Here is a 21,890-nt window from a genome sequence, read left to right on the forward strand (position 1 = left end):
ATCTGAAGCAGTCAATCGTTAATGTGCCGGACGGCTTGAATAGCGGTCGGCATGGCCACGTCTGTAATTAGTATCGCTACATAAAAAATGCCGCGTATAGGCCGCATCGGGATAGGTGCGCGTCCATACAAAGCGCCAGTCCAGGAGACACGGAGATAATGAAATACCAACTCGCTTTGGGCAGCGTGCTGCTCGGTATCAGCGCCTCGTCGTTCGCACAGAGCAGCGTGACGCTATACGGGATCATCGATACCGGTATCGAACTGGTGACGCATGCGAACGCGGCGGGCGATAGCGTCGTGCGCATGCCAGGCATTACCGGCGAATTCCCGTCGCGCTGGGGGATTCGCGGCAAGGAAGGATTGGGCGGTGGGCTGTCCGTGGTGTTTGTGCTGGAAAGCGGCTTTAACACCAAAGGCGGCACGCTCAACCAGGGCGGCCGGATGTTTGGGCGGCAAGCTTACGTAGGGATCGAGAGCCCCTATGGCACGCTGACTTTCGGCCGCCAGTACACCATGACGTACTGGGCGATTCTCGATTCCGACCTGCTCGGTCCGGACATATACGGCGGCACCGGGTCGTTCGATCAGTACATGCCGAGCGCGCGTAGCGACAACACGATTGCGTACAAGGGTACGTTCTCGGGTTTCACATTCGGCGCAACGTATTCGTTCGGCCGCGATTCGGCGGGTACCGGCAATTCACCGGGGCAGGGCACCTGCGCAGGGTCGATTCCGGGCAGCTCGCAGAGTTGTCGCGAATGGTCGGCGATGCTGCGCTATGACATGAACGGCTATGGCGTGGCGGGCGCCTACGACGAACAACGTGGCGGCCCAGGCGCGGCCGCGAATCTATACGACGGCACCGCGCCTTTTGCCTTGACGCAATCCGGAGACAAGGACGTGCGGATGCAACTGAACGGCTATGGACACATCGGGCCGGTGAAACTCGGCGCGGGCTGGCTTGGCCGTCATGTCGAAACGGTGTCGCCGGCGTTGCCGGACGTGCGCTCGAATCTGTACTACGTGACCGCGTCCTATAACGTGACCCCGGCGTTTATTCTCGACGGCGGCGTGTACCGCATCGTCAATCGTGCCGACGACACCCGCGGCACAATCACCGCGCTACGCACCACGTATCTGTTGTCGAAGCGTTCCGCGGTGTACCTGCAAGGCGCGTATCTGTTCAACAGTGCGCACGCTGCCTATACGGTGAGCCAGGGCGGTGGAGGGACGACGCCCGCGCCGGGCATTGGGCAACTTGGTGTGATGGCCGGCATTCGCCATTCGTTCTGAGAAAGGCACTGCATTCACACTCAAGATAAAACGGCCACGTCGGAGATTCCGACGTGGCCGTTTTTTGCCGTTTTTGCGTTAGATCCCGCCGACGCACATGTACTTGATTACGACGTAGTCGTCGATACCGTAGTGCGATCCTTCGCGGCCGAGACCGGATTGTTTGACGCCGCCGAACGGTGCGACTTCGTTGGAAATCAATCCGGTGTTGATGCCGACCATGCCATATTCGAGTGCTTCCGCGACGCGCCAGACGCGGCCGATATCGCGGCTATAGAAGTACGACGCGAGGCCGAATTCCGTATCGTTGGCGAGGCGGATCACTTCTTCGTCCGACGAGAAGCGGAACAGCGGCGCGAGCGGCCCGAAGGTTTCGTCGCGCGCGACCTTCATGGCCGGCGTGACGTCCGCGAGCACGGTCGGCTCGAAGAAGCCGTGGCCGAGCGCATGGCGTTTGCCGCCGGTGACGATGCGCGCGCCTTTGGCGAGTGCGTCTTCGATATGCGACTCGACCTTGAGCACGGCGGCTTCGTTGATCAGCGGACCTTGCGTGACGCCATCTTCGGTGCCGCGGCCGACCTTGAGTTGCTCGACGGCAACGCGCAGCTTTTCGGCGAACGCGTCATAGACTTTATCGTGCACATAGAAGCGATTCGTGCAGACGCAGGTCTGACCGCTATTGCGATACTTCGACGCGATGGCGCCCGCGACGGCCGCATCCAGATCCGCGTCTTCGAAGACGATGAACGGTGCGTTGCCACCGAGTTCGAGCGACACTTTCTTGACTGTCGGCGCGCACTGCGCCATCAGCAGACGGCCCACTGGTGTCGAGCCGGTGAAGGACAGTTTGCGCACGATCGGGTTGCCGGTCATTTCGGCGCCGATTGCTTTCGGCTCGCCGGTGACGACATTGAATACGCCGCGCGGCACACCGGCGCGTTCCGCGAGCGCGGCGAGGGCGAGTGCCGACAGGGGCGTGGCTTCGGCCGGTTTGACGATGATTGGGCAACCGGCGGCGAGTGCGGGGCCGACTTTACGGGTGATCATGGCTGCCGGGAAATTCCACGGCGTGATGGCCGCGCAGACACCGATTGGTTCTTTCGTTACGACGATGCGCTTGTCGCCTGCCGGCGTGGGGATGGTATCGCCGTTGACGCGTTTGCCTTCTTCCGCGAACCATTCGAGGAACGACGCGGCGTAGAGGATTTCGCCTTTGGCTTCCGCTAGCGGTTTGCCTTGTTCGGTGGTGAGGATTTTCGCCAGATCGTCGGCGTTTTCCAGCATCAGGTCATGCCATTTACGCAGGATCGTGGCGCGGTGTTTGGCGGTGGTGGCACGCCATGCCGGCCATGCTGCGTTGGCCGTGTCGATTGCACGGCGGGTTTCGGTTGTGCCCATGCGGGGCACGGTGGCGATTGTTTCGCCGGTGGCTGGGTTTTTTACTTCGAAGGTGGCGCCGTCGTCGGCGGGTTGCCATTCGCCTGCTATGTAGGCTTGGGTTTTTAGAAGAGTGGGGTCTTGCAGGGCTAGCGTTGGCATTTGGGTTTTGCTCCAGGGTTTGAAGTTTTAAGGGTTGGGCCTGCTCGGCGGTTTTGTTGTTGATCTGGCTCTTTGGCCTTTCCTTGCTGTGTTAGTGGTCTATTAGCGTTCCCCCTGTGCGGGGGGCACCTACTTTTCTTTGCCAGCCGCAAAGAAAAGTAGGCAAAAGAAAGCGGCTCAAACCGCTAGCTCATAAGCGGGTCCCCTGGCTTGGAGGGGGTAGTGGTGCATCTGGAATCCGTGCCCACGCACACTCCGCGCCGTTGACAAAGGACTCATCAGCTCCCACTCCGCACTGCATGCGTCGCGGATGGGTCTGCCTGGGAAACCTGGTCAGCGCTTTGCATAACTGATGGTTTTCGAAACCGGGTTTCGGCGGCGCAGGCCGCCGGAGGTATGACTGCCTTGTCACTAACGCCGAATGTGCGAGGCGACAGATTCCAGATGCACCACTACCCCCTCCAAGCTAGGGGACCCGCTTATGAGCTAGCGGTTTGAGCCGCTTTCTTTTGCCTGGCGGTTTCAAATACCAAGTGCAACAGCCGGGTCGATAACAATTCCCTGTCTGGCGCAGTTATCAATGAAGACCTCGCCGGGCCGGCGCCAGCCGAGTGTTTTGCGAGGTCGCCGATTCAGGTTCAGCGCGATGGCATCGAGTTCGCGCTGCGTGAACTTTGACAGGTCCACGCCCTTCGGCAGGAACTGGCGCAGCAACCCATTGGTGTTCTCGCAGATACCGCGTTGCCAGGGACTATGCGGATCACAGAAATACACCTTGATACCGGTTGTTTCGGCCAGCTTCTTGTGTAGCGCCATTTCCTTGCCCTGATCGTAAGTCAGGGTCTTCAGCAAATCCGGATCGAGCGGCGCAAACGCCGCACTGTACGCCTTGAGCGCGGCTTCGGCGGTGCTGTCCTCCATCTTCACCAGCATCACGAACAGCGTGCTGCGATCGATCAGTGTGCCCACTGCCGAACGGTTGCCCGCACCCTTGATCAGATCCCCCTCCCAATGTCCGGCAATCCGCCGCTCATTGGCCTCCGGAGGCCGGATATGGATGCTAGCCATATCGACCAGTTTGCCCCGTCGGTCTTCGCCTCGCGTGCGCGGCTTGCGCGTGCTACGCCCCTGTCTTAACAGACCCACCAACTCGCGCTTGAGTTCTCCACGCGGCATGGCGTAGATGGCGTTGTAGATGGTTTCGTGTGAGGCATTCAAGGCAGGTTCGTCTGGATGGGTACGTTTGAGTTCGGCAGAAATCTGTTCGGGCGAGTGACACTCGTCCAGATGCTGACGCACTTCAGCCCACAGGGCTCCTTCAGGCTGTAGCTTGCGTTCGCGACGCGGCTTATGACGAAGCTGTGCAGCCCTGCGCCCGGCCAATGTTGCATTGTATCCACCCGCAACCGGCGGCCTGCCCAGTGCGCCGCGTTCGTGCTTCGGCTTCCAGTTATTGCGCCTCAACTCCCGACTGATCGTGCTGCGCGAGCGCTGCAAAGCGAGCGCAATCTCGCTTGATTTGCGATTCTCCATCTTCATCGCAAAGATCACGCCGCGCTCTTCGACGCTCAGATGTTCGTATATTTTTCCCATGCAACGCATCCTAACTGAGGCTGTTGCACTTGTATTTTGAAACCGCCCCTACTTTTCTTTGCGGCTGGCGGTGTGTGTCAAGGTAGTTGTCGCGTGAACCGTTACGCTGCCTGCCTGTACATTTGGGTCGAGGCCGAGGTTCGTTCCGGATTCAGATAGACCGCGTCTGCCAGATGCCAGTTCCGGATAGCTCCTGACCAGCGCGCCGGGTTTCGCATGCGTGCGCTCCGGTACAGCGCTCGCCGTCGGGCCAGCAGGTCACTGGCTTCGCCCCGGTGACGTTGGCCCGGGCTGACATACTTCAGACCGCTGTGACAGTGCTCTTCGTTGTACCACTGCACGAAGCGCTGCACCCATTGCCGAGCCGCCTCCAGCGTGTCGAACGGCTGCTCTGGCCACAACGGACAGTACTTCGCCGTTCGGAACAGCGATTCGGCAAAAGCGTTGTCGTTGCTCACACGCGGCCGGCTGAACGAAGGCTGCACACCCAGATCGATCATCGCCGCGCGCATGGTGGCGCCTTTCATTGCACTGCCGTTATCAGAGTGCAGCACCAGCGGACGCCCGGCGACGCCTTCACGCAGACACCCCTTGGCCAGCAGCACGCTCGCGTGCTCGGCCGACTCCTGCTCCCAGACCTCGTTCATCACCAGCTTGCGGCTGTAGATGTCCTTCATCATGTACCAGTAGAAGTACCGGCCCCTTACCGTGGTCGGCATCCAGGTGATATCCCAGCACCACACCTGATTCGGACCATCGGCACAATGCGTCGTGAGCGTGCGTCGTTGCGGGGCACGCGCGCGGCCCCGGCGCTGGCCCTGTCCTGCCGCTTTCAGCACCCGGTAGAACGTCGATTCGGAAGCCAGATAAACCCCCTCATCGGCCAGTTTCGGCACGATCTGGTGCGGCGTCAGGCTCGCGTAGCCCGGGCGGTTGGCCGCATCGAGTACGGCCTGCCGCTCGGCTTCACTCAGCCTGTTGGGCGGCGCTGCACGCTTCACCTGAGTGCGCCCGTCATGCGGCAACAGGCGCCAGCGCTGGACACTGCGTATGCTGAGCCCCAACTGCTCGCATGCTCGCGAGCGGCATGCCCCTTGCCGTACGGCTTCATCGATCAACTGCATGGCTTCATCGCGATCCGGGCTGCTGATCAGTCTTCCTCTTCCTTGCCCCAGATCGCGTCGGCTTTTTTTCGCAGGTTCAGCAACGCCGCCGCCTCCGCACGGGCCGCATCGCTGCGCTTGAGCTGGCGCTCCAGTTCACGGATGCGCTTCTGGTGAGCCTTCACTTCCTTGCGCTGGGCAGCCGTGAGTTTCGCCTCCGGCACGTTGGCCTGCTCGCACGCCTGACGCCACTGCCGGATCTGCTCCGGATAAATGCCCTTGCTACGGCAGTATTCTGAGGTCTCCACCTCGTTCAGCGATGCCGTCTCCAGCACCACCCTGAACTTGTCGGCGCTCGACCATTGATCGCTTGTCTTGCCATTGCCCGGCATGAATCCCCCAGCCTGTCTCGCGCTCTGCCGCCAGGCACGCAGTGTCACCGTCGTGATGCCCGTCGCCCCTGCCAGCTCGATGACCGCACGATTGAACGGCGGCATCATCTGTTTGACTACCCATTCCCGCGTCTCTGCTGAATAGCGTCTCATATTCCATTCGCTGTCCGCCCTCCATCTTTACATCAATCGTTCGAGTGAGGCGACAACTAGCCTGACATGGAGGGCTGGCAAAGAAAAGTAGGTGCTCCCCCGCACAGGGGGAACGCTAATAGACCACTAACACAGCAAGGAAAGGCCAAAAGACCAAAAGGCAAAAAGACCAAACGGGCAACGCCAAAAAAAACCAGACAACAAACCCGCCGACCAGGCCCAAACCCTGATCACACAGCTACAGCAACATTCTCCTTAAGCACCGCTTCAAGAATCCCCATAGCCTCATCAAAAACAGAATCCTGAATCGTAAGCGGGAACAGGAACCGAACCACGTTCGAATAAACACCACAAACGAGCAACAGCAACCCACGCTCAAGCGCCAGCGCCTGCACCCGCTTGGTGAACTCAGCATCCGGCTCGGTCCCACCGGCCTTGCAGAATTCAACAGCAACCATCCCGCCTGGCCCACGCACATCGGCGATCTGCGGAACTTCGCTCTGCAGCGCGATCAGCTTCGCCTTGACGCGATCGCCCAAAACGGTAGCCCGCTCGCAGAGCTTCTCCTCATCGATGATATCGAGCACAGCATGCGCGGACGCAATCGCCAGCGGGTTGCCCGCATAGGTGCCACCCAGACCGCCAGGCGCCGCCGCATCCATCAGATCGGCACGCCCAACCACACCCGACAACGGCATGCCGCCTGCCAGGCTCTTGGCCATCGTCATCAGATCAGGCACCACGTCGTAGTGATGCATGGCAAACAACTTGCCGGTACGGGCAAAACCCGTCTGCACTTCGTCGGCGATCAGCAAAATGCCATGCTCATTGCACAGCTTGCGCAACGCACGCACGAACTCGGCCGGCGCCGGGTAGAAACCGCCTTCGCCCTGAACCGGTTCGAAAATGATCGCCGCGACACGCTTCGGATCAATGTCGGCCTTGAACAGAAACTCGATCGCCTTCAACGAATCAGCCGTCGTCACGCCATGCAGCGGATTCGGGAACGGAGCATGGAATACGTCCGCCGGGAACGGGCCAAAGCCGATCTTGTACGGCGCAACCTTGCCGGTCAGCGCCATGCCCATCATCGTGCGGCCATGAAAACCACCCGTGAAGGCAATCACGCCCGGACGGCCCGTCGCGGCACGCGCAATCTTGATCGCGTTTTCAACGGCTTCGGCACCCGTCGTGAAGAAGGCAGTCTTCTTCGGATAGTCGCCCGGCGCACGCGCGTTGATCTTCTCAGCCAGTTCGACGTACGACGCGTACGGCACGATCTGATACGCGGTATGCGTGAAATGATCGAGCTGGTCGCGGATCGCCGCCAGAATCTTCGGGTGACGATGGCCCGTGTTACACACGGCAATACCCGCGGCGAAATCGATGAAGCGGCGCCCCTCGACGTCCCACAACTCGGCGTTTTCGGCGCGCTCAGCGTAGAAATCGCACATCACCCCGACGCCGCGCGGCGTGGCGGCGTCTTTACGGCTCTTCAGGTCAGCATTCTTCATGGTTATCTCCTTGGCTCCTCGATTTTGCAGGGGACTGCGTGCTCAACGCAGCACATGCAGCGACTATAATGAGATTTGGCTCTTAATTTCAGAGCCATTTCAATAAAAAAGTAGGAGCCAATCATGCGCGCGAGCGTTTTGTCCGACTGGCTGGCGCAGCGCCTCGATCGCGGCAATGGCCAGCCGATCTATCGCCAGCTGCATCGGCTGTTGCAGCAGGCGATCCTGTCGCGCGAATTGCCGGCGGGCAGCAAGGTGCCGTCATCGCGTCTGTTGGCGCAGGAATTGGGCATCGGGCGCAATACCGTTACGCAGGTGTACGAGCAACTGGTGCTCGAAGGCTATGTGAGCTCGGCGACCGGCCGTGGCACGTTCGTCGCCGATAGCGCGCCGGACGAGATCGTCGGCGCACCCGACGCCGAGGCGCCGGGCATGCCGCCCGAATCATTGCCGCCGCCACCGTCGTCGCAGGGCAAGCGCGCGTTGTCGACACGCGGCGCGCGGCTCATCGCGGGGGCCGGCGTTTCGAAGCGGCAATGGGGCGCGTTTATGCCGGGGGTGCCGGATGTCACCAGGTTTCCGGCACGCGTGTGGAGCCGTTTGCACAACAAGTATTGGCGCCGGCTGCGCCCGGACTTGCTGACCTACGCGCCGGGCGGCGGGCTGGCCTCGTTGCGGCACGCGCTGGCGGACTATCTGCGCACGTCGCGCTCGGTGCGCTGCACGCCCGAGCAGATCATCATCACGACCGGGATTCACCAGTCGGTCGACCTGGCCGTGCGTCTGCTGTCCGATCCGGGCGACCTGATCTGGACCGAAGACCCGTGCTACTGGGGCGTGCGCAGCGTGCTGCACGTGTCCGGCCTGCAATCGCGGCCGATCGCCGTCGACGAAGAAGGCATCAATCCGTCCGCCGACGATCTCGCGCAGCCGCCGAAGCTGATGCTCGTCACGCCATCGCATCAATATCCGCTCGGCATGGTGATGAGCCTCGCGCGGCGCCGCATGCTGCTCGAGTACGCGCGCCAGAACCAGTGCTGGATCATCGAGGACGACTACGACAGCGAATACCGCTACGGCAGCCGGCCGCTGGCATCGCTGCAAGGTCTGGACAGGTCCGGACAGGTGATTTACGTGGGCAGCTTCGGCAAGACGCTGTTTCCGGGCCTGCGCATCGGCTACCTGGTCGTGCCCGAAGCGCTGGCCGAGAGCTTTGCGACCGCGAGCGCGGAGTTATATCGCGAAGGACAGTTGCTGCAGCAGGCGATGCTGGCGGAATTTATCGCGGAAGGGCATTTCACGTCCCATATCCGCAAGATGCGCACGCTTTACGGGCAGCGTCGCCAGACCCTGCTGGACGCCGCTGCGCACCGTTATGGCGATGCGTTGCCGGCCGTAGGCGGCGATGCCGGTCTGCATCTGGTGATGCAATTGCCGGCAGGCAGCGATGACCGCGCGGTGGCTGCCGCCGCGCTGGAACGCAATATCGTCGTGCGGCCGTTGTCGGGGTATTACGCGCAACCGTCGCTGGCGCCGTCGGGCTTGCTGATCGGCTATGCATGCGTGCCCGACGAGGAGATCGCGCCTGCTTTCAATACATTGGCGGATGCGATCGACGCGACCCTGGTGCAGTTCGCGTGAGGGCGCATGACGGTGAGCGTCAAATCCGTATCAACACTGCCCCCAGCGTAACCAGCGCGCATGCCACGATACGCCGCGCTGTCAGCTTTTCACGCATGAACAGCCAGCCGATCAGCACCGCGAAGATCGAACTCAGCTCACGCAGCGCGGAGACCATCGCGATCGGCAGATAGCGGTAGGCCTCGATGATCAGGCAATAGGCGGTGAGCGCGAGCACGCCGGAGGCGATCCCTTTGAGCACCACCGTGCGGCCGATGAAGAGCCCCCGGGCGCCGCCGCGCCAATGCCAGGCGAGCAGAAACTGCGGGATATTCCAGATCAGATACACCCACATGATGTAGCTCAGGCCGTTGCCCGCCACGCGTGCGCCAATTCCATCGACGACCGAATACGTCGCGATGAAGAAGCCGGTCAGCAGCGCAAACGGCACGCTTTCGCCGGAAAACCGCATGCCGCGGCGAAATGCCAGCGAGACGATGCCGAGCGACACGAGCGCCACGCCGATTGCCGCCAGCGGTTTGAGCGCTTCGTGCGCGAACACCAGCGCGCCGACGAACACCAGCATCGGCGAAAGACCTCGCGCAATCGGATAGATCTGCCCGAAGTCGCCGCTCTTGTAGGCACGGATCAGTGCCAGCAGGTAGCCGAATTCGAGTACCACCGAGGCGAAGATATAAGGCCAGGCCGCCGGATCGGGCAAAGGCAATACGACCACCCCGACCGCGCTGACCGCGATATACGGAATCGCCATCATGCCGAGCAGCCATACACGGTCTTCGGATAGATGCAGAAACGCGTTCCAGGTGGCGTGAAGCAGCGCGGAAAGCAGCACCAGCGAAACGACTAAGGTGTCCATCGCAGATCAGGGAGAGGGAGAAGAAGACCGCAAAGGCGGCCGCAAGCCCGTGATTATTCCAGCAGAACGCCGCAATAACCGAATCACGCTTTAACTACAGGGGCTTTGAGGCGCTTTCGGCTGCCGCCGTCGCCCGCGGTGCATCGTCGAACAACCAGTCGAGAAATAAGCCGAGTTCGCGGTCCTGCGGCGCCACGCGATACAGGCAATGAAACGGCGGTCCTTCGAGCCTGACTTCCGGAAAGAGGGCAACCAGCCGCCCGCGCTGTACGTCTTCTTCGACGATGGCATGAGGCGCGAGCGCCACGCCGAGACCGCTCGCGGCTGCCTGCACGAGCAAAAAGAACTGCTCATAGAAGGGGCCGCCGAGTGTTTCGCCGGCCGGTACCGCCGCGCAGTGGAACCAGTACTGCCAGGCCTCCGGCAAGCCCGCATAGTGCAGCAGCCGCGCCTGCAGCAAATCGGCGGGGGTACGCAGGGTATCCAGTTCGGGCAGGTTGGGCGCGCACACGGGCACTGCCACATTGGGGACGAGGGGCCGCGAGTCGAAGCCGTAACGCCGCAGATTCGGCTGGTAGCGGCGGATGATGGCATCGTGCGCTTCGTCGAGGTGGTCGATGTTCAGGCCGTTGACGGTAACGACCTGTACGTCGATTTCGGGGTGGCGCGCGTGAAAGCGCGCGAGCCGTGGAATCAGCCAGCCGTGCGCGAACGATGCCGATGTATTCACGCGGAGTGTTCGCCGCGTGGTGTTGCCGCGCATTTGCGCGGTGGCTTCGGCCAGCCGGCTCAGACAGCCGGCGACATCGACCAGGTAATGCCTGGCATGCGGCGTCATTTGCAGCGTGCGGCCGTTGCGTTCGAACAGCTTCTGCCCGAGATAGTCTTCGAGCGCGCGAATCTGTTGTGTTATCGCGCTATGCGTGACGCACAGTTCCTCGGCGGCTTTGGTGAGGCTGCCGAGGCGTCCGGCAGCCTCGAAGCTGCGCAACGTGTTGAGAGGAGGCAGGCGGCGCATGAAAAGCCCTATATCCAAGTATTACTTGTATTTCTAACAGAAACTTTCCATTGAGGATATCGGCTTCACGCTTTTACGATAAGGCTTTCCACCACCGGTCATAGCAATGGCATTGCCCGTGTTGCAGCGCGCCACAACCCAGTTTTCCTGTTATCCCAAGGCACGGCGCCGCCCGTTCTGGCGCAGTGTCTGCATGTGTGCGGGCGTCTTCGCCCTGCTGGGCGCATGCAAGGCGCCGGATCCGAACGAGCGCGTGACAGGCTCGGGCGGCACCGCGGTCAAATACAGTTCGCGTCAGGTGAGCGTGGATCTGACCGACAGCGAACGCACCGCGCTTGCTGCGATGCGCGACCGCGGTTTTCCGGGCGCCACGCGTGAGAAGGCGCTGACGGCGGTCGCCAGCGCGTTGAAATCGAGCGGCTATGCGCCGGTGACGGTGGAAACGGATACGGCGCTGGTGGAAGCCGGCCGCTCCGAAGTGCTGGTGCCGAAATGGCGGGAAGTGCTGCGTGGCGTGCTCAAGACGCGTATCGGCATGTTGCCGGCCAAACCCGATCACCAGTACACCGCGGCGCTCGTCAGCGTGCGGCCGGCAGAAAGTGGCCAGGGTGTCGTCGTGCGGGCGCGTTTCGACAATACGGTATGGGACAGCAACGGCGACGCTCGCACGAAGACGGTGTTGGCGCGCGAAGAATATGAAGCGTTCTTCGGTAAGGTTGGCGAGGCGCTGAATGGCGCTTTGGCGCCTCGCCAGCCCTGAGTGCCGATCGGTATCGGGGCACCTCAGGCAGCGTGAAATTGCATCAGGTCACGCGTTCGCGCAGCCACGCGGATGCCATGTCGAGCACCGTCACGACAACGATCACCATGATCATCACCGCAGCCGTCTGCGCGTAATTGAACGAACGGATCGCCTCGTACAGCACCACGCCGATCCCGCCCGCGCCGACCATGCCGACCACCATCGCCGAGCGCACGTTCGATTCGAAGCGATATAGCGCGTACGAGATCCACAACGGCAACACTTGCGGCAGCACGCCGTAGATGATTTCGTCGAGACTGGTCGCGCCGGTTGCACGCACGCCTTCGGCCGGTCGCGGATCGATAGCCTCGACCGCTTCGGCGAAGAGCTTGGCGAGCACGCCGGTGGTGTGCACCCACAATGCGAGCACGCCGGCGAACGGACCGAGTCCCACCGCGACGATGAACAGCATCGCGAAGACCATTTCATTGATCGCGCGGCATGCATCCATCATGCGGCGCATCGGCTGTACGACCCACATGGGCGCCATGTTGTGTGCGGACATCAGGCCGCACGGCACGGCGCACACCAGTGAGAGCACGGTGCCCCACACGGCAACCGAGAGCGTCACGTACATCTCGTGCAAATAGCTGCGCCACTCGGTGAAGTCCGGCGGGAAGAAGTCCTTGGCGAACTGCCCCATGTTGCCCGAATCGGAGAGCAGGTCGAGCGGACGCATATCGGCGCCGTGCCACGCGCCACCCAGTACGGCAAGCACGGCGATCCAGCCGATAAGCGACAGCCAGCTGCGCTTGCCTGCGGCAGGCGCAGCGTGCCGTGCCGCCTGCGCGGCGAGCGCTTCGCTCGCGCGCATGGGCGACGTGATCAGATCAACCGTGTTCATTGCTTCGATACGGCGCTGTTGAGTGCGCTCATCTTCGCGTCGATGTCGGCCAGCTGGGTCTTGCGGTCGTCGTCGGAAAGATGGGTGTCGTTCTCGATCTTCTGCTTCTGCCGGTACAACGCGACCTGGCGGATCGGCAGCAACTGCGCATCCGACGATGCCGCGAAGCCGGCGTAGCCCGTAATCGCGGCCATCACCGCTTTTTCATGCGGATCGGTCTTGCCATAGTTCAGGAAGAAGTTGCGCAGCTTGTCCTTGGTGGCTTGCGGCAGATCCTTGCGCCACACCAGCGGGTCCGACGGAATCAGCGGCGAAGTCCACAGCACGCGTACCTGTGCAAACTTGTCCGGATGCTGTTGCTTCAGCGTGTCGAGCATCTCGGTGTTGTTGGTCGCGACGTCGATCTTGTTGTTCACCACGGCCAGCAGATTGGCCTCGTGACTCGACGGCAGCACCGCCTTGAATGCCGTGTTGACCGCGACGTTGCGCTTGGCGAACAGGTAGTAGCCCGGGATCAGCGTGCCGGAGGTGGAGTTCGGATCGCCGAAACCGAGCGTGACGTCTTTCGTATTCTTGAACACGTCGTCCAGCGTCTTGAAGCGGCTGTTGACGTTGGTGATGAGCACCGACTTGTAGCCGAGGTCGCCGTTCGCATACAGCACCTTGGCGAATACTTCGCCTTGCGAACGATCCACCGCCTCGATCGCCGATGCATTGCCGAAATAGCCCACCTGTACCTTGTTGAAGCGCATGCCTTCAATGATGCCGGCGTAGTCGGTCGCGAAGAACGCTTTGACATTCAGGCCGGTCTGCTTGTTCATGTCCGCGATCAGCGGTTCCCAGCGCTGTTTCAGCACCGAGGAGGAGTCGGTCGAAATGATGCCGAGGTTGATGTCCTCGGCGTGTGCGGTGGCGGCGCAGGCGAATGTGGCCGCGCCGACAGTCAGCGTGACTAATGAACGTAGTGAACGTAATGAACCTAATGAACGCAGAAATTTCATCGCTTTTGAAGTCCGGTTGAGTGAACAGAATGGATGGGCGCGCTCAGTTCGAGTGCGCCGGATTGAGGGCGAACGCATAGCGTGTCGAGTTGGGGACGGCGTCGTTCGCCGGCGCGCTGGCGTCGCCCCCGTTGGCGGCGTTGTCCGCCTGATTGACCATGTTGCCGGCGGCGGCCTCGTCGAGCAGTTCGCGGGCGTCGTCGCCATAGAGTTTCTTGAGCAGGGCAGGGCTCAGCGCCGCGGAGGGGCCGTCGTAGACCACCTTGCCGCGACGCAGCGCAACCGTGCGCGGGCAAAATTGCATGGCGATGTCGACTTGATGCAGCGACACGAGCACCGTCAATTGATGCTCGACGTTGAGCGTGCGCAGCATTTCCATTACACGGCGCGACGATTCGGGGTCGAGCGAAGCGATCGGTTCGTCGGCGAGTACGATGCGTGCGCGTTGCACCAGCGCTCGCGCGAGGGCGGCGCGTTGCTGCTGACCGCCGGAGAGATTGGCGGCGCGTTCGCGTGCATGGTCGCCGATGCCGACTTCATTGAGCGCGGCCATCGACAACGCCCGTTCCGCGGCCGGAAAGCGCCCGCTGAGACGGCGCCACAAAGGCAGCCGCGCGAGCGCGCCGATCAGTACGTTGCGCTCCACCGAAAGCCGGTTCACCAGATTGAACTGCTGGAACACAAAGCCGATATCGCGGCGAATACTGCGCACCTCCCGTACGATGCGGCCGTTCTGCTGGATCGGCCGGCCGAGAATCGCGATCTGCGACGGCTGCGCATCCGAAGCCGTGAAGCCCGCGATATGCCGCAGCAGCGTCGACTTGCCCGAGCCCGAGGCGCCGATCAAGGCAACCATTTCGCCCGGTTCGACACGCAGATCGATTTCGTCCAGCGCCTTGCGGCCATTGCTGAACGTCTTGCTCAGGCGTTCGATACGGATTGCTTCCCGAATTGTTTCCATAAGTACCCCTTGATGCATACGGCCATTGCCGGCATGTGTGGGGCCCATTCTAGGAAGCGTCTGTGACGGTTGAGTGAAGGCATCGCAACGTCTAGACGACTATATCTTCACGTGTCTTTTTTGCGTCGCCAGAAAGGCAGGAAGATGTCATTCGTTCGAATAAAAAATGACACCCGCATGACACGATTTGCGGTGCGCGGCGCGGGTTTCGCATGATCGTGTGCTGCCAGGCTATATTGCTCCATTCAGTGTGCCGTCCCCAATAACCTTGCAGTTCCTTTCGACGTCGTCATGCAGCCTTTGAGCTTTCTTCCCGACAGTTTTGCGGAGTACGAAGATCTCAAGACGATCCTCGACCAGGGCAGCGCCAGCTTCGAGATTCGTACCGTTTGCGAAACCACGGTGCGAGGGCGGCAGTTCGCCGTGCACACCGCGAGTATCGGCTCGACCGATCCGCTCGCGCCGGCAATTGGTTTTTTTGGCGGCATTCACGGGCTTGAACGGATTGGCTCGCAACTCGTGCTCGACTACATGCGCGCGCTGCTCGCCCGGCTGGAATGGGACGAGCTGCTGGTGCGGCAATTGCAGTCGATTCGTCTGATCTTTATGCCGATCGTCAATCCGGGCGGCATGTGGGCCGCCACGCGCGCCAATCCCAATGGGGTCGATCTGATGCGCAATGCGCCGCAGAATGCCGACGAACGCGTGCCGCTGCTCGCGGGCGGCCAGCGGGTGGGCGCATGGCTGCCCTGGTATCGCGGCCGGCCGGGCGACCCCATGGAACCGGAGGCGGCGGCGCTCCTGCAGGTGGTCGAAACCGAAATGGCCGCGCGACCCCTGAGCATTGCGCTCGACTGCCACTCGGGTTACGGCTGGCGCGATAGCATCTGGTTTCCTTATGCGCGCACGCGCAAGCTGATGGCGCATCTGCCGGAAATGTACATGCTGAAGACCATGTTCGAACGCGCACATCCGCATCATGGCTACGCGTTCGAACCGCAGAGCCACCAGTATCTGCTGCACGGCGATCTGTGGGACTTCGCGTACGACCGTACACTGGCGCCAAACATCCTCCTGCCAATGACGCTCGAACTCGGTTCGTGGTTGTGGATCAAGAAGAATCCGCGCCAACTGTTTTCGCGCCAGGGCATGTTTAATCCGGTGAAGGCGCATCGCACCGCGCGCGTGCTGCGGCGTCATGCGAATCTCCTCGATTTCCTCGCGCGTGCGGCGTTCTCATCGCAACGCTGGCTGCCGCAAGGCAATCGTCGCGAGCAATTGCTGCAAAGCGCGACCGAGCATTGGTCCAAACCGGCAGTGTTATGAGCACTTGGATTCTGTTGCGTGGATTGACGCGCGAAACACGCCACTGGGGCCGTTTGCCCGGCTTGCTGCGTGAAGCGGCCGGCACGGATCGCCTTTTGTTGCTCGACCTGCCGGGCAACGGTGAGTTCACCAGCTTGCGCGCCCCGGCTGGCGTGGAGGATATGGTGAGCTTTGTGCGGATTGCTGCGCTGCAAACCGGGGCGCCAGGCCCTTATCGCGTGTTGGCGATGTCGCTTGGCGGCATGGTGGCGACTGATTGGGCGCAGCGCTATCCCGGCGAGATCGAGCGGCTCGTGCTGATCAATACCAGCATGCGGCCGTTCAGCCGCATGCACGAACGCTTGCGTCCCTCCGCATGGCCGGGCCTGGTGGGCGTGGCGGCTCACTGGCTCGATGCGCCGCGCGCGGAAAGCGGCATCCATCGGCTCACGTGCAATAACGTTGAAACGTTGGGCGCGGATCTCGAAGCGTGGAGCGAAATTCGCCGGAGCGCGCCGGTGCGGCGGGGCAACGCGCTACGGCAGCTGTGGGCGGCTGCGCGCTTTAGCGCGGCGGCAACGAAACCGCGTTGTCCGTTGCTGATTCTTTCTTCACGCGCCGACAAGCTGGTCAACCCGGTGTGTTCGGCGAAGCTCGCGGCGGCGTGGGGCGCAACGCATCGCGAGCATCAGTGGGCCGGCCACGACCTGCCGCACGACGACCCGGCGTGGACCAGCGAACAGGTCGAGGCATGGCTGAAGCAGGAGGCCGGAGAATCGAAGGCCGTGCTTTAAACAGAAGCCGCACGCATACCGGCAACGGGTATAACCTAAGTGCGCTTACGCATCGCTTTTCGGGGCGGCAGGCGCATAATCCCCGTTCAGACGATGCATGCGAATCGAGCGATACTCGCTATTGCCGCCCGCCAGGGGAGTTGATCATGCAAGCAAAGAATGAAGAAGCCGTCACGCACCTGCTGAACGATGTCTTCGAATTTGCGCGTGGGCGCTTGCCCGAGCCGACCTTCAAAGTCGTCGAACCTTTCTTGCGGCACTACTACGATTTCGTCGACGCCGACGATCTGCAGAGCCGCGCGATCGCCGATCTTTACGGCGCGGCGCTCGCACACTGGCAAACCGCGCAGCGCTTCGTGCCAGGCAGCGAACGGCTGCGTGTCTACAACCCGATACTCGAACAGCACGGCTGGCATTCCGATCACACGGTGATCGAGATCGTCAACGACGACATGCCGTTTCTGGTCGATTCGGTATCGATGGCGGTCAATCGCCTCGGGCTTGCGCTCCATTCAGTCGTGCATCCGGTGTTTCGCATCTGGCGTGATCCGGACGGCAGCATCGTGCGAGTCAGCCAGGGTGCCGAAGATGCCACCGACACGCGCTCGCAGCTCGCCTCGTTCATTCACTTCGAAGTCGACCGTTGCGGCGACGCAGCGAAGCTCGACGCATTGCGTGACGAAATCGCCCGGGTGCTGCGCGACGTGCGTGCCGCAGTGGAAGACTGGCCGAAGATCGTCGAACTCGCGCGTGTCACCGTCAAAGGCATGAAGGCCGGCGAAGCAGGGCCCGAAGGTGTGGAAGCCCGCGCGTTCCTCGAATGGATGGTGGCCGACCATTTCACGTTTCTCGGCCAGCGCGACTATGAGCTGGTGCAGCATGGCGGCGGCTTTGGCCTGCGCGCGGTGCCCGGCTCCGGCCTCGGCATTCTGCGCGATGAGTTGCGCCCGGCGGGGGCCGCCGAAGTCACGCCGTTGCCGCCGGCGGCCGCCGATATCATCTCCGGTTCGTCGCCCATTTTCCTCACCAAGGCCAATTCGCGCGCGACGGTGCATCGGCCCGGCTATCTGGATTACGTGGGCATCAAGCTGACGGGGGCGGACGGCAAGACGATCGGCGAGCGGCGCTTCATCGGCCTGTACACCTCTACCGCCTACCTGGTGTCGGCCTCGGAAATTCCAATCGTGCGGCGCAAATGCGCGAACATCGTGCGGCGGGCCGGCTTCCTGCCGAAGGGCCACCTGGCCAAATCGCTGGTGACGGTGCTCGAAACCTATCCGCGCGACGAACTCTTCCAGGCCGACGAAGACCAGCTTTACGACATCGCGCTGGGTGTACTGCGTTTGCAGGAGCATCAGCGCACGCGCCTGTTCATACGGCGTGATCGTTTTGACCGCTTCGTATCGTGTCTGGTGTTCGTGCCGCGCGACAAGTACAACACCGATCTGCGGCAGCGTATCGCGAACCTGCTGACCGATGCGTTCAACGGCGAAAGCGTCGAATTCACGCCGCTGTTATCGGAGTCGACCCTCGCGCGGATTCATTTCGTGGTGCATGCGAAGCCGGGCGGCATGCCCCAGGTCGATACGCGCGAACTCGAAGCGCGGCTCGTGCAGGTCACGCGCCGCTGGCAGGACGATCTCGCCGACGCATTGCTCGATGCATTCGGCGAAGAGCAGGGTAACCGCCTCTTGCAACACTATGCGGATTCATTCCCCGCTGGTTATCGCGACGATTATCCGGCCCGCACGGCGGTGCGCGATATCGAGTTGATCGAGCGCGTGCAGGGCAGCGAACGGCTCGCCATGAACCTGTACCGTCCGATCGAAGCCGGGCCGCGCGCGTTTCGTTTCAAGGTCTATCGCGCGGGCTTGCCGATTGCGTTGTCGCGCAGCTTGCCGATGCTCGAACATCTCGGCGTACGTGTCGATGAAGAGCGCCCCTATCTGATCGAAGCAATCGACGCCACGCCTGCGTGGATTCACGACTTCGGCCTCGAACTCGCGGACGATGCTGAGTTCGACATCGAACGCGTGAAGGACCTGTTCGAAGATGCATTCGAGCAGGTGTGGACCGGCGCAATCGAAAGCGACGATTTCAACCGTCTCGTGTTGCGCGCGCAATTGAGTGCGCGCGAGGTGACGATTCTGCGTGCTTATGCCAAGTACTTGAGGCAGGTGGGCTCGACATTCAGCGACGCGTACATCGAACGCGCGGTCACCGGCAATCCGGCGATTGCCCGCATGCTCGTGGAGTTGTTCATTGCGCGCTTCGATCCGGTACTCGGCGATACGCGGGAAGCTCGCGTCGACGGTTTGTTGAAGCGGATCGACAGTGCGCTCGATCAGGTGCCGAATCTCGACGAGGACCGGATACTGCGGCAATTCCTCGGCGTCATCAAGGCTACGCAGCGCACGAACTACTACCGCTTCGATGCTGAAGGCCATGCTAAACCGTATCTGTCGTTCAAATTCGATCCTGCGCATGTCCCCGGTTTGCCCGAACCGAAACCGATGTTCGAAATCTGGGTGTACTCACCGCGAGTAGAAGGCGTGCATTTGCGCGGCGGCCGTGTCGCGCGCGGCGGTCTGCGCTGGTCGGATCGGCGCGAGGACTTCCGCACGGAAGTGCTCGGCTTGATGAAAGCGCAGATGGTGAAGAACGTGGTGATCGTGCCGGTCGGCTCCAAAGGCGGTTTCGTCGTGAAGAATCCGCCGCCGCAGACCGAACGCGACGCGTGGATGCGTGAAGGCATCGCCTGCTATCAGACTTTCCTGCGCGGCTTGCTCGATCTAACCGACAACCTCGCGGGTACGACGGTCGTGCCGCCGCCCGATGTGGTGCGGCATGATCCTGACGATCCGTATCTGGTGGTTGCCGCCGACAAGGGCACCGCCACCTTCTCCGACTACGCGAACGCGATCTCGCAGGAGTACGGTTTCTGGCTCGACGACGCTTTTGCGTCCGGCGGTTCCGTCGGCTACGACCACAAGAAAATGGCGATCACGGCGCGCGGCGCCTGGGAGTCGGTCAAGCGGCACTTCCGGGAAATGGGCGTCGATACGCAGGCGACTGATTTCACGGTGGTCGGCGTCGGCGACATGTCGGGCGATGTGTTCGGCAATGGCATGCTGCTGTCGCCGCATATCAAGCTGGTGGCCGCGTTCGATCATCGGCATATCTTTCTCGATCCCAACCCCGACCCGGCCGTAAGCCTTGCCGAACGTGGGCGTTTGTTCGGCATGGACCGCTCCAGCTGGGCCGACTACGACCCATCGCTGATCTCGGCTGGCGGCGGCGTGTTTCCACGCACCGCCAAGACGATTCCGTTGTCCGCGGCGGTGCAGTCGGCGCTTGGCATCAGTGCGCCGGCGCTCGCGCCCGCTGAATTGATGCGGGCGATTCTGCAGGCGCCCGTCGATCTGCTCTACAACGGCGGTATCGGCACCTACGTGAAGGCGACCCGTGAAACGCATCTGCAGGTCGGCGACCGTGCTAACGATGCGATCCGCGTCAACGGCGCCGATCTGCAATGCAAGGTCGTGGCGGAAGGCGGCAATCTCGGTCTCACGCAACTGGGGCGTATTGAGTTTGCGCAGCGCGGCGGCCGTATCAACACCGACGCGATCGACAACTCCGCCGGGGTCGACTGTTCGGACCACGAGGTCAACATCAAGATTTTGCTGGGTCTCGTCGTCTCCGATGGCGAAATGACCGGGAAGCAGCGCAATACACTGCTCGCGGAAATGACCGACGAAGTCGGGCTGCTTGTCTTGCAGGACAACTATTACCAGACCCAGGCGCTCTCGATCGCGGGGCGCTATGGCGTCGAGTTGCTCGATGCCGAAGCGCGCCTGATGCGTTACCTCGAACGCGCGGGCCGCCTGAATCGCGTGATCGAGTTCTTGCCGACCGATGAAGAGGTCACCGAACGCCTGGCCGCGAAACAAGGACTAACCACGCCCGAGCGCGCGGTGTTGCTCGCCTATAGCAAGATGTGGCTGTACGACGCGTTGCTCGAATCGTCGATGCCGGAAGACCCGCTCGTCAGCGACATGTTGGTCGAGTACTTTCCAAAGCCGTTGCGGCAACGCTTTAGCGATCCGATGCAACGTCACCCGTTGCGGCGCGAAATCCTCGCCACCCACCTGACCAATGCGCTGGTGAATCGCGTGGGCTGCGAGTTCGTGCATCGCCTGATGGAAGAGACCGATGCGAAGCCCGGCGACATCGTGCGGGCCTGCATCATGGCGCGCGATGTGTTCGATCTCGACGACGTGTGGCGCAGCATCGACGCGCTGGACAATCGTGTCGCCGACGACGTGCAGGCACGCATGTTCGTCGAAGTGGCGCGGCTCGTCGAACGCTCGGCGTTGTGGTTCTTGCGGCAACTGCAATCGGGGGCGGTCAGCGACGGCGATGTCGCCGGCTTGCTCGCACGCTGCCGCGACGCGGCGCAACGCCTCGCGCCGCAATGGCCCGCGCTGCTGCCGGCCGCCGATCTCGAAGCGCTGTCCGAGCGGCAGCGCGTGCTGGTGGATGCCGGCGTCGATAGCGATCTGGCGGTGCGAATTGCCAGCGGTGAAATCTCGGCGGCTTTGCTCGACATCGCCGAGGTGTCGTCGACCTGCGGGCGCGGTCTCGAACTCGTGGCGGGCGTCTACTTCGCGCTCGGCACGTTGCTGAACTACAGCTGGATCAGCGAGCGGGCGGCCGCACTGCCGGCACCCACGCACTGGGACATGCTGGCGCGAGCCACGGCGCTGGCGGAACTCGCACGCCTGAAACGCGCGCTGACCACGAGCGCGCTGGCCGATGCCGACGAGGCGTCGACGCCCGAGAGCCTGGTTCAGACATGGCGTGAGAAGCGCGCTGCGCAACTCGAACGTTACGCGCGCCTGCTTGCCGATTTGCGGGCCACGGGCGGCGCGAGCTTGTCGATGCTGCTGGTGATCGTGCGGGAGATGGCGGCGCTCGAAAGGGCATAGCGCGACGAAGCGCGAGCGAGGGCCGATGTGCTGCATACGTCACGACACCCGGCGCAAAACAGCGCCGGGATTGGACGCTTGCCACCTGGCA

15 protein-coding genes are annotated in these 21,890 nt (G+C 62.2%); 6 read left to right on the forward strand and 9 right to left on the reverse strand.

The window, feature by feature from the left end; translation table 11 throughout:
• The first annotated feature begins 158 nt into the window (after positions 1-158).
• A complete protein-coding gene (locus GH665_RS26990) occupies positions 159-1,295 on the forward strand; it encodes a porin (RefSeq protein WP_153140310.1) in 1,137 nt (378 codons plus the stop codon).
• Positions 1,296-1,373: 78 nt separating this feature from the next.
• Here GH665_RS26990 and gabD read toward each other — a convergent pair whose 3' ends face one another.
• From gabD to GH665_RS27010, 4 genes are all read right to left on the reverse strand, one after another.
• Complete coding sequence (gene gabD, locus GH665_RS26995; RefSeq protein ID WP_153140311.1) at positions 1,374-2,834, reverse strand: NADP-dependent succinate-semialdehyde dehydrogenase; 1,461 nt, start codon at positions 2,832-2,834, stop codon at positions 1,374-1,376.
• A gap of 522 nt (positions 2,835-3,356) precedes the next feature.
• A complete protein-coding gene (locus GH665_RS27000; RefSeq protein WP_153137766.1) occupies positions 3,357-4,427 on the reverse strand; it encodes an IS30 family transposase in 1,071 nt (356 codons plus the stop codon).
• Between the two features lie 101 nt (positions 4,428-4,528).
• A protein-coding gene (locus GH665_RS27005; protein ID WP_425496036.1) for an IS3 family transposase occupies positions 4,529-6,075 on the reverse strand; the annotation gives its coding sequence in 2 pieces (ribosomal slippage) (positions 4,529-5,610 and positions 5,610-6,075; 1,548 coding nt in all).
• A gap of 230 nt (positions 6,076-6,305) precedes the next feature.
• Positions 6,306-7,589 carry a 4-aminobutyrate--2-oxoglutarate transaminase gene (locus GH665_RS27010; RefSeq protein ID WP_153140312.1) on the reverse strand — a complete coding sequence of 428 codons (1,284 nt, stop codon included), beginning with the start codon at positions 7,587-7,589 and terminating at the stop codon, positions 6,306-6,308.
• A gap of 123 nt (positions 7,590-7,712) precedes the next feature.
• Here GH665_RS27010 and pdxR point away from each other — a divergent pair, with 123 nt between their 5' ends.
• The gene (gene pdxR, locus GH665_RS27015; RefSeq protein WP_153140313.1) at positions 7,713-9,230 is read left to right on the forward strand and encodes a MocR-like pyridoxine biosynthesis transcription factor PdxR; all 1,518 of its coding nucleotides are present in this window, start codon (positions 7,713-7,715) and stop codon (positions 9,228-9,230) included.
• 19 nt (positions 9,231-9,249) lie between these two features.
• On the opposite strand, the gene GH665_RS27020 is transcribed toward pdxR, so the two are convergent.
• Positions 9,250-10,086 carry a DMT family transporter gene (locus GH665_RS27020; protein ID WP_153140314.1) on the reverse strand — a complete coding sequence of 279 codons (837 nt, stop codon included), beginning with the start codon at positions 10,084-10,086 and terminating at the stop codon, positions 9,250-9,252.
• A 94-nt stretch (positions 10,087-10,180) separates the two neighbouring features.
• Complete coding sequence (locus GH665_RS27025; protein WP_153140315.1) at positions 10,181-11,104, reverse strand: LysR substrate-binding domain-containing protein; 924 nt, start codon at positions 11,102-11,104, stop codon at positions 10,181-10,183.
• 106 nt (positions 11,105-11,210) lie between these two features.
• Here GH665_RS27025 and GH665_RS27030 point away from each other — a divergent pair, with 106 nt between their 5' ends.
• A complete protein-coding gene (locus GH665_RS27030; RefSeq protein ID WP_246216378.1) occupies positions 11,211-11,864 on the forward strand; it encodes a hypothetical protein in 654 nt (217 codons plus the stop codon).
• Positions 11,865-11,907: 43 nt separating this feature from the next.
• Here the strand turns inward: GH665_RS27030 and phnE are convergent, their stop codons facing one another.
• Genes phnE through phnC form a run of 3 tightly spaced genes read right to left on the reverse strand, consistent with a single transcriptional unit; the run spans position 11,908 to position 14,712 of the window.
• On the reverse strand, positions 11,908-12,750 hold the full coding sequence (phnE, locus tag GH665_RS27035; protein ID WP_174771761.1) for a phosphonate ABC transporter, permease protein PhnE: 843 nt from the start codon (positions 12,748-12,750) through the stop codon (positions 11,908-11,910).
• Complete coding sequence (gene phnD, locus GH665_RS27040; RefSeq protein WP_153140316.1) at positions 12,747-13,751, reverse strand: phosphonate ABC transporter substrate-binding protein; 1,005 nt, start codon at positions 13,749-13,751, stop codon at positions 12,747-12,749. The genes phnE and phnD overlap by 4 nt, the downstream gene beginning before the upstream one ends.
• Positions 13,752-13,794: 43 nt before the next feature.
• A complete protein-coding gene (gene phnC / locus GH665_RS27045) occupies positions 13,795-14,712 on the reverse strand; it encodes a phosphonate ABC transporter ATP-binding protein (protein WP_153140317.1) in 918 nt (305 codons plus the stop codon).
• Between the two features lie 291 nt (positions 14,713-15,003).
• Here phnC and GH665_RS27050 point away from each other — a divergent pair, with 291 nt between their 5' ends.
• The 3 genes from GH665_RS27050 to GH665_RS27060 all read left to right on the forward strand — a co-directional run bounded on the left by GH665_RS27050 (position 15,004) and on the right by GH665_RS27060 (position 21,799).
• Positions 15,004-16,038 carry a M14 family zinc carboxypeptidase gene (locus GH665_RS27050; RefSeq protein ID WP_153140318.1) on the forward strand — a complete coding sequence of 345 codons (1,035 nt, stop codon included), beginning with the start codon at positions 15,004-15,006 and terminating at the stop codon, positions 16,036-16,038.
• Complete coding sequence (locus GH665_RS27055) at positions 16,035-16,811, forward strand: alpha/beta fold hydrolase (RefSeq protein ID WP_153140319.1); 777 nt, start codon at positions 16,035-16,037, stop codon at positions 16,809-16,811. Before GH665_RS27050 ends, GH665_RS27055 begins: the two co-directional genes overlap by 4 nt.
• Positions 16,812-16,957: 146 nt before the next feature.
• Entirely contained in the window at positions 16,958-21,799 is a 4,842-nt protein-coding gene (locus GH665_RS27060) for an NAD-glutamate dehydrogenase (RefSeq protein ID WP_153140320.1), read from the forward strand.
• Positions 21,800-21,890: the final 91 nt, after the last annotated feature.

Origin of the sequence: Paraburkholderia agricolaris (assembly GCF_009455635.1) — a bacterium.
In the GTDB taxonomy this organism is placed as follows: domain Bacteria; phylum Pseudomonadota; class Gammaproteobacteria; order Burkholderiales; family Burkholderiaceae; genus Paraburkholderia; species Paraburkholderia agricolaris.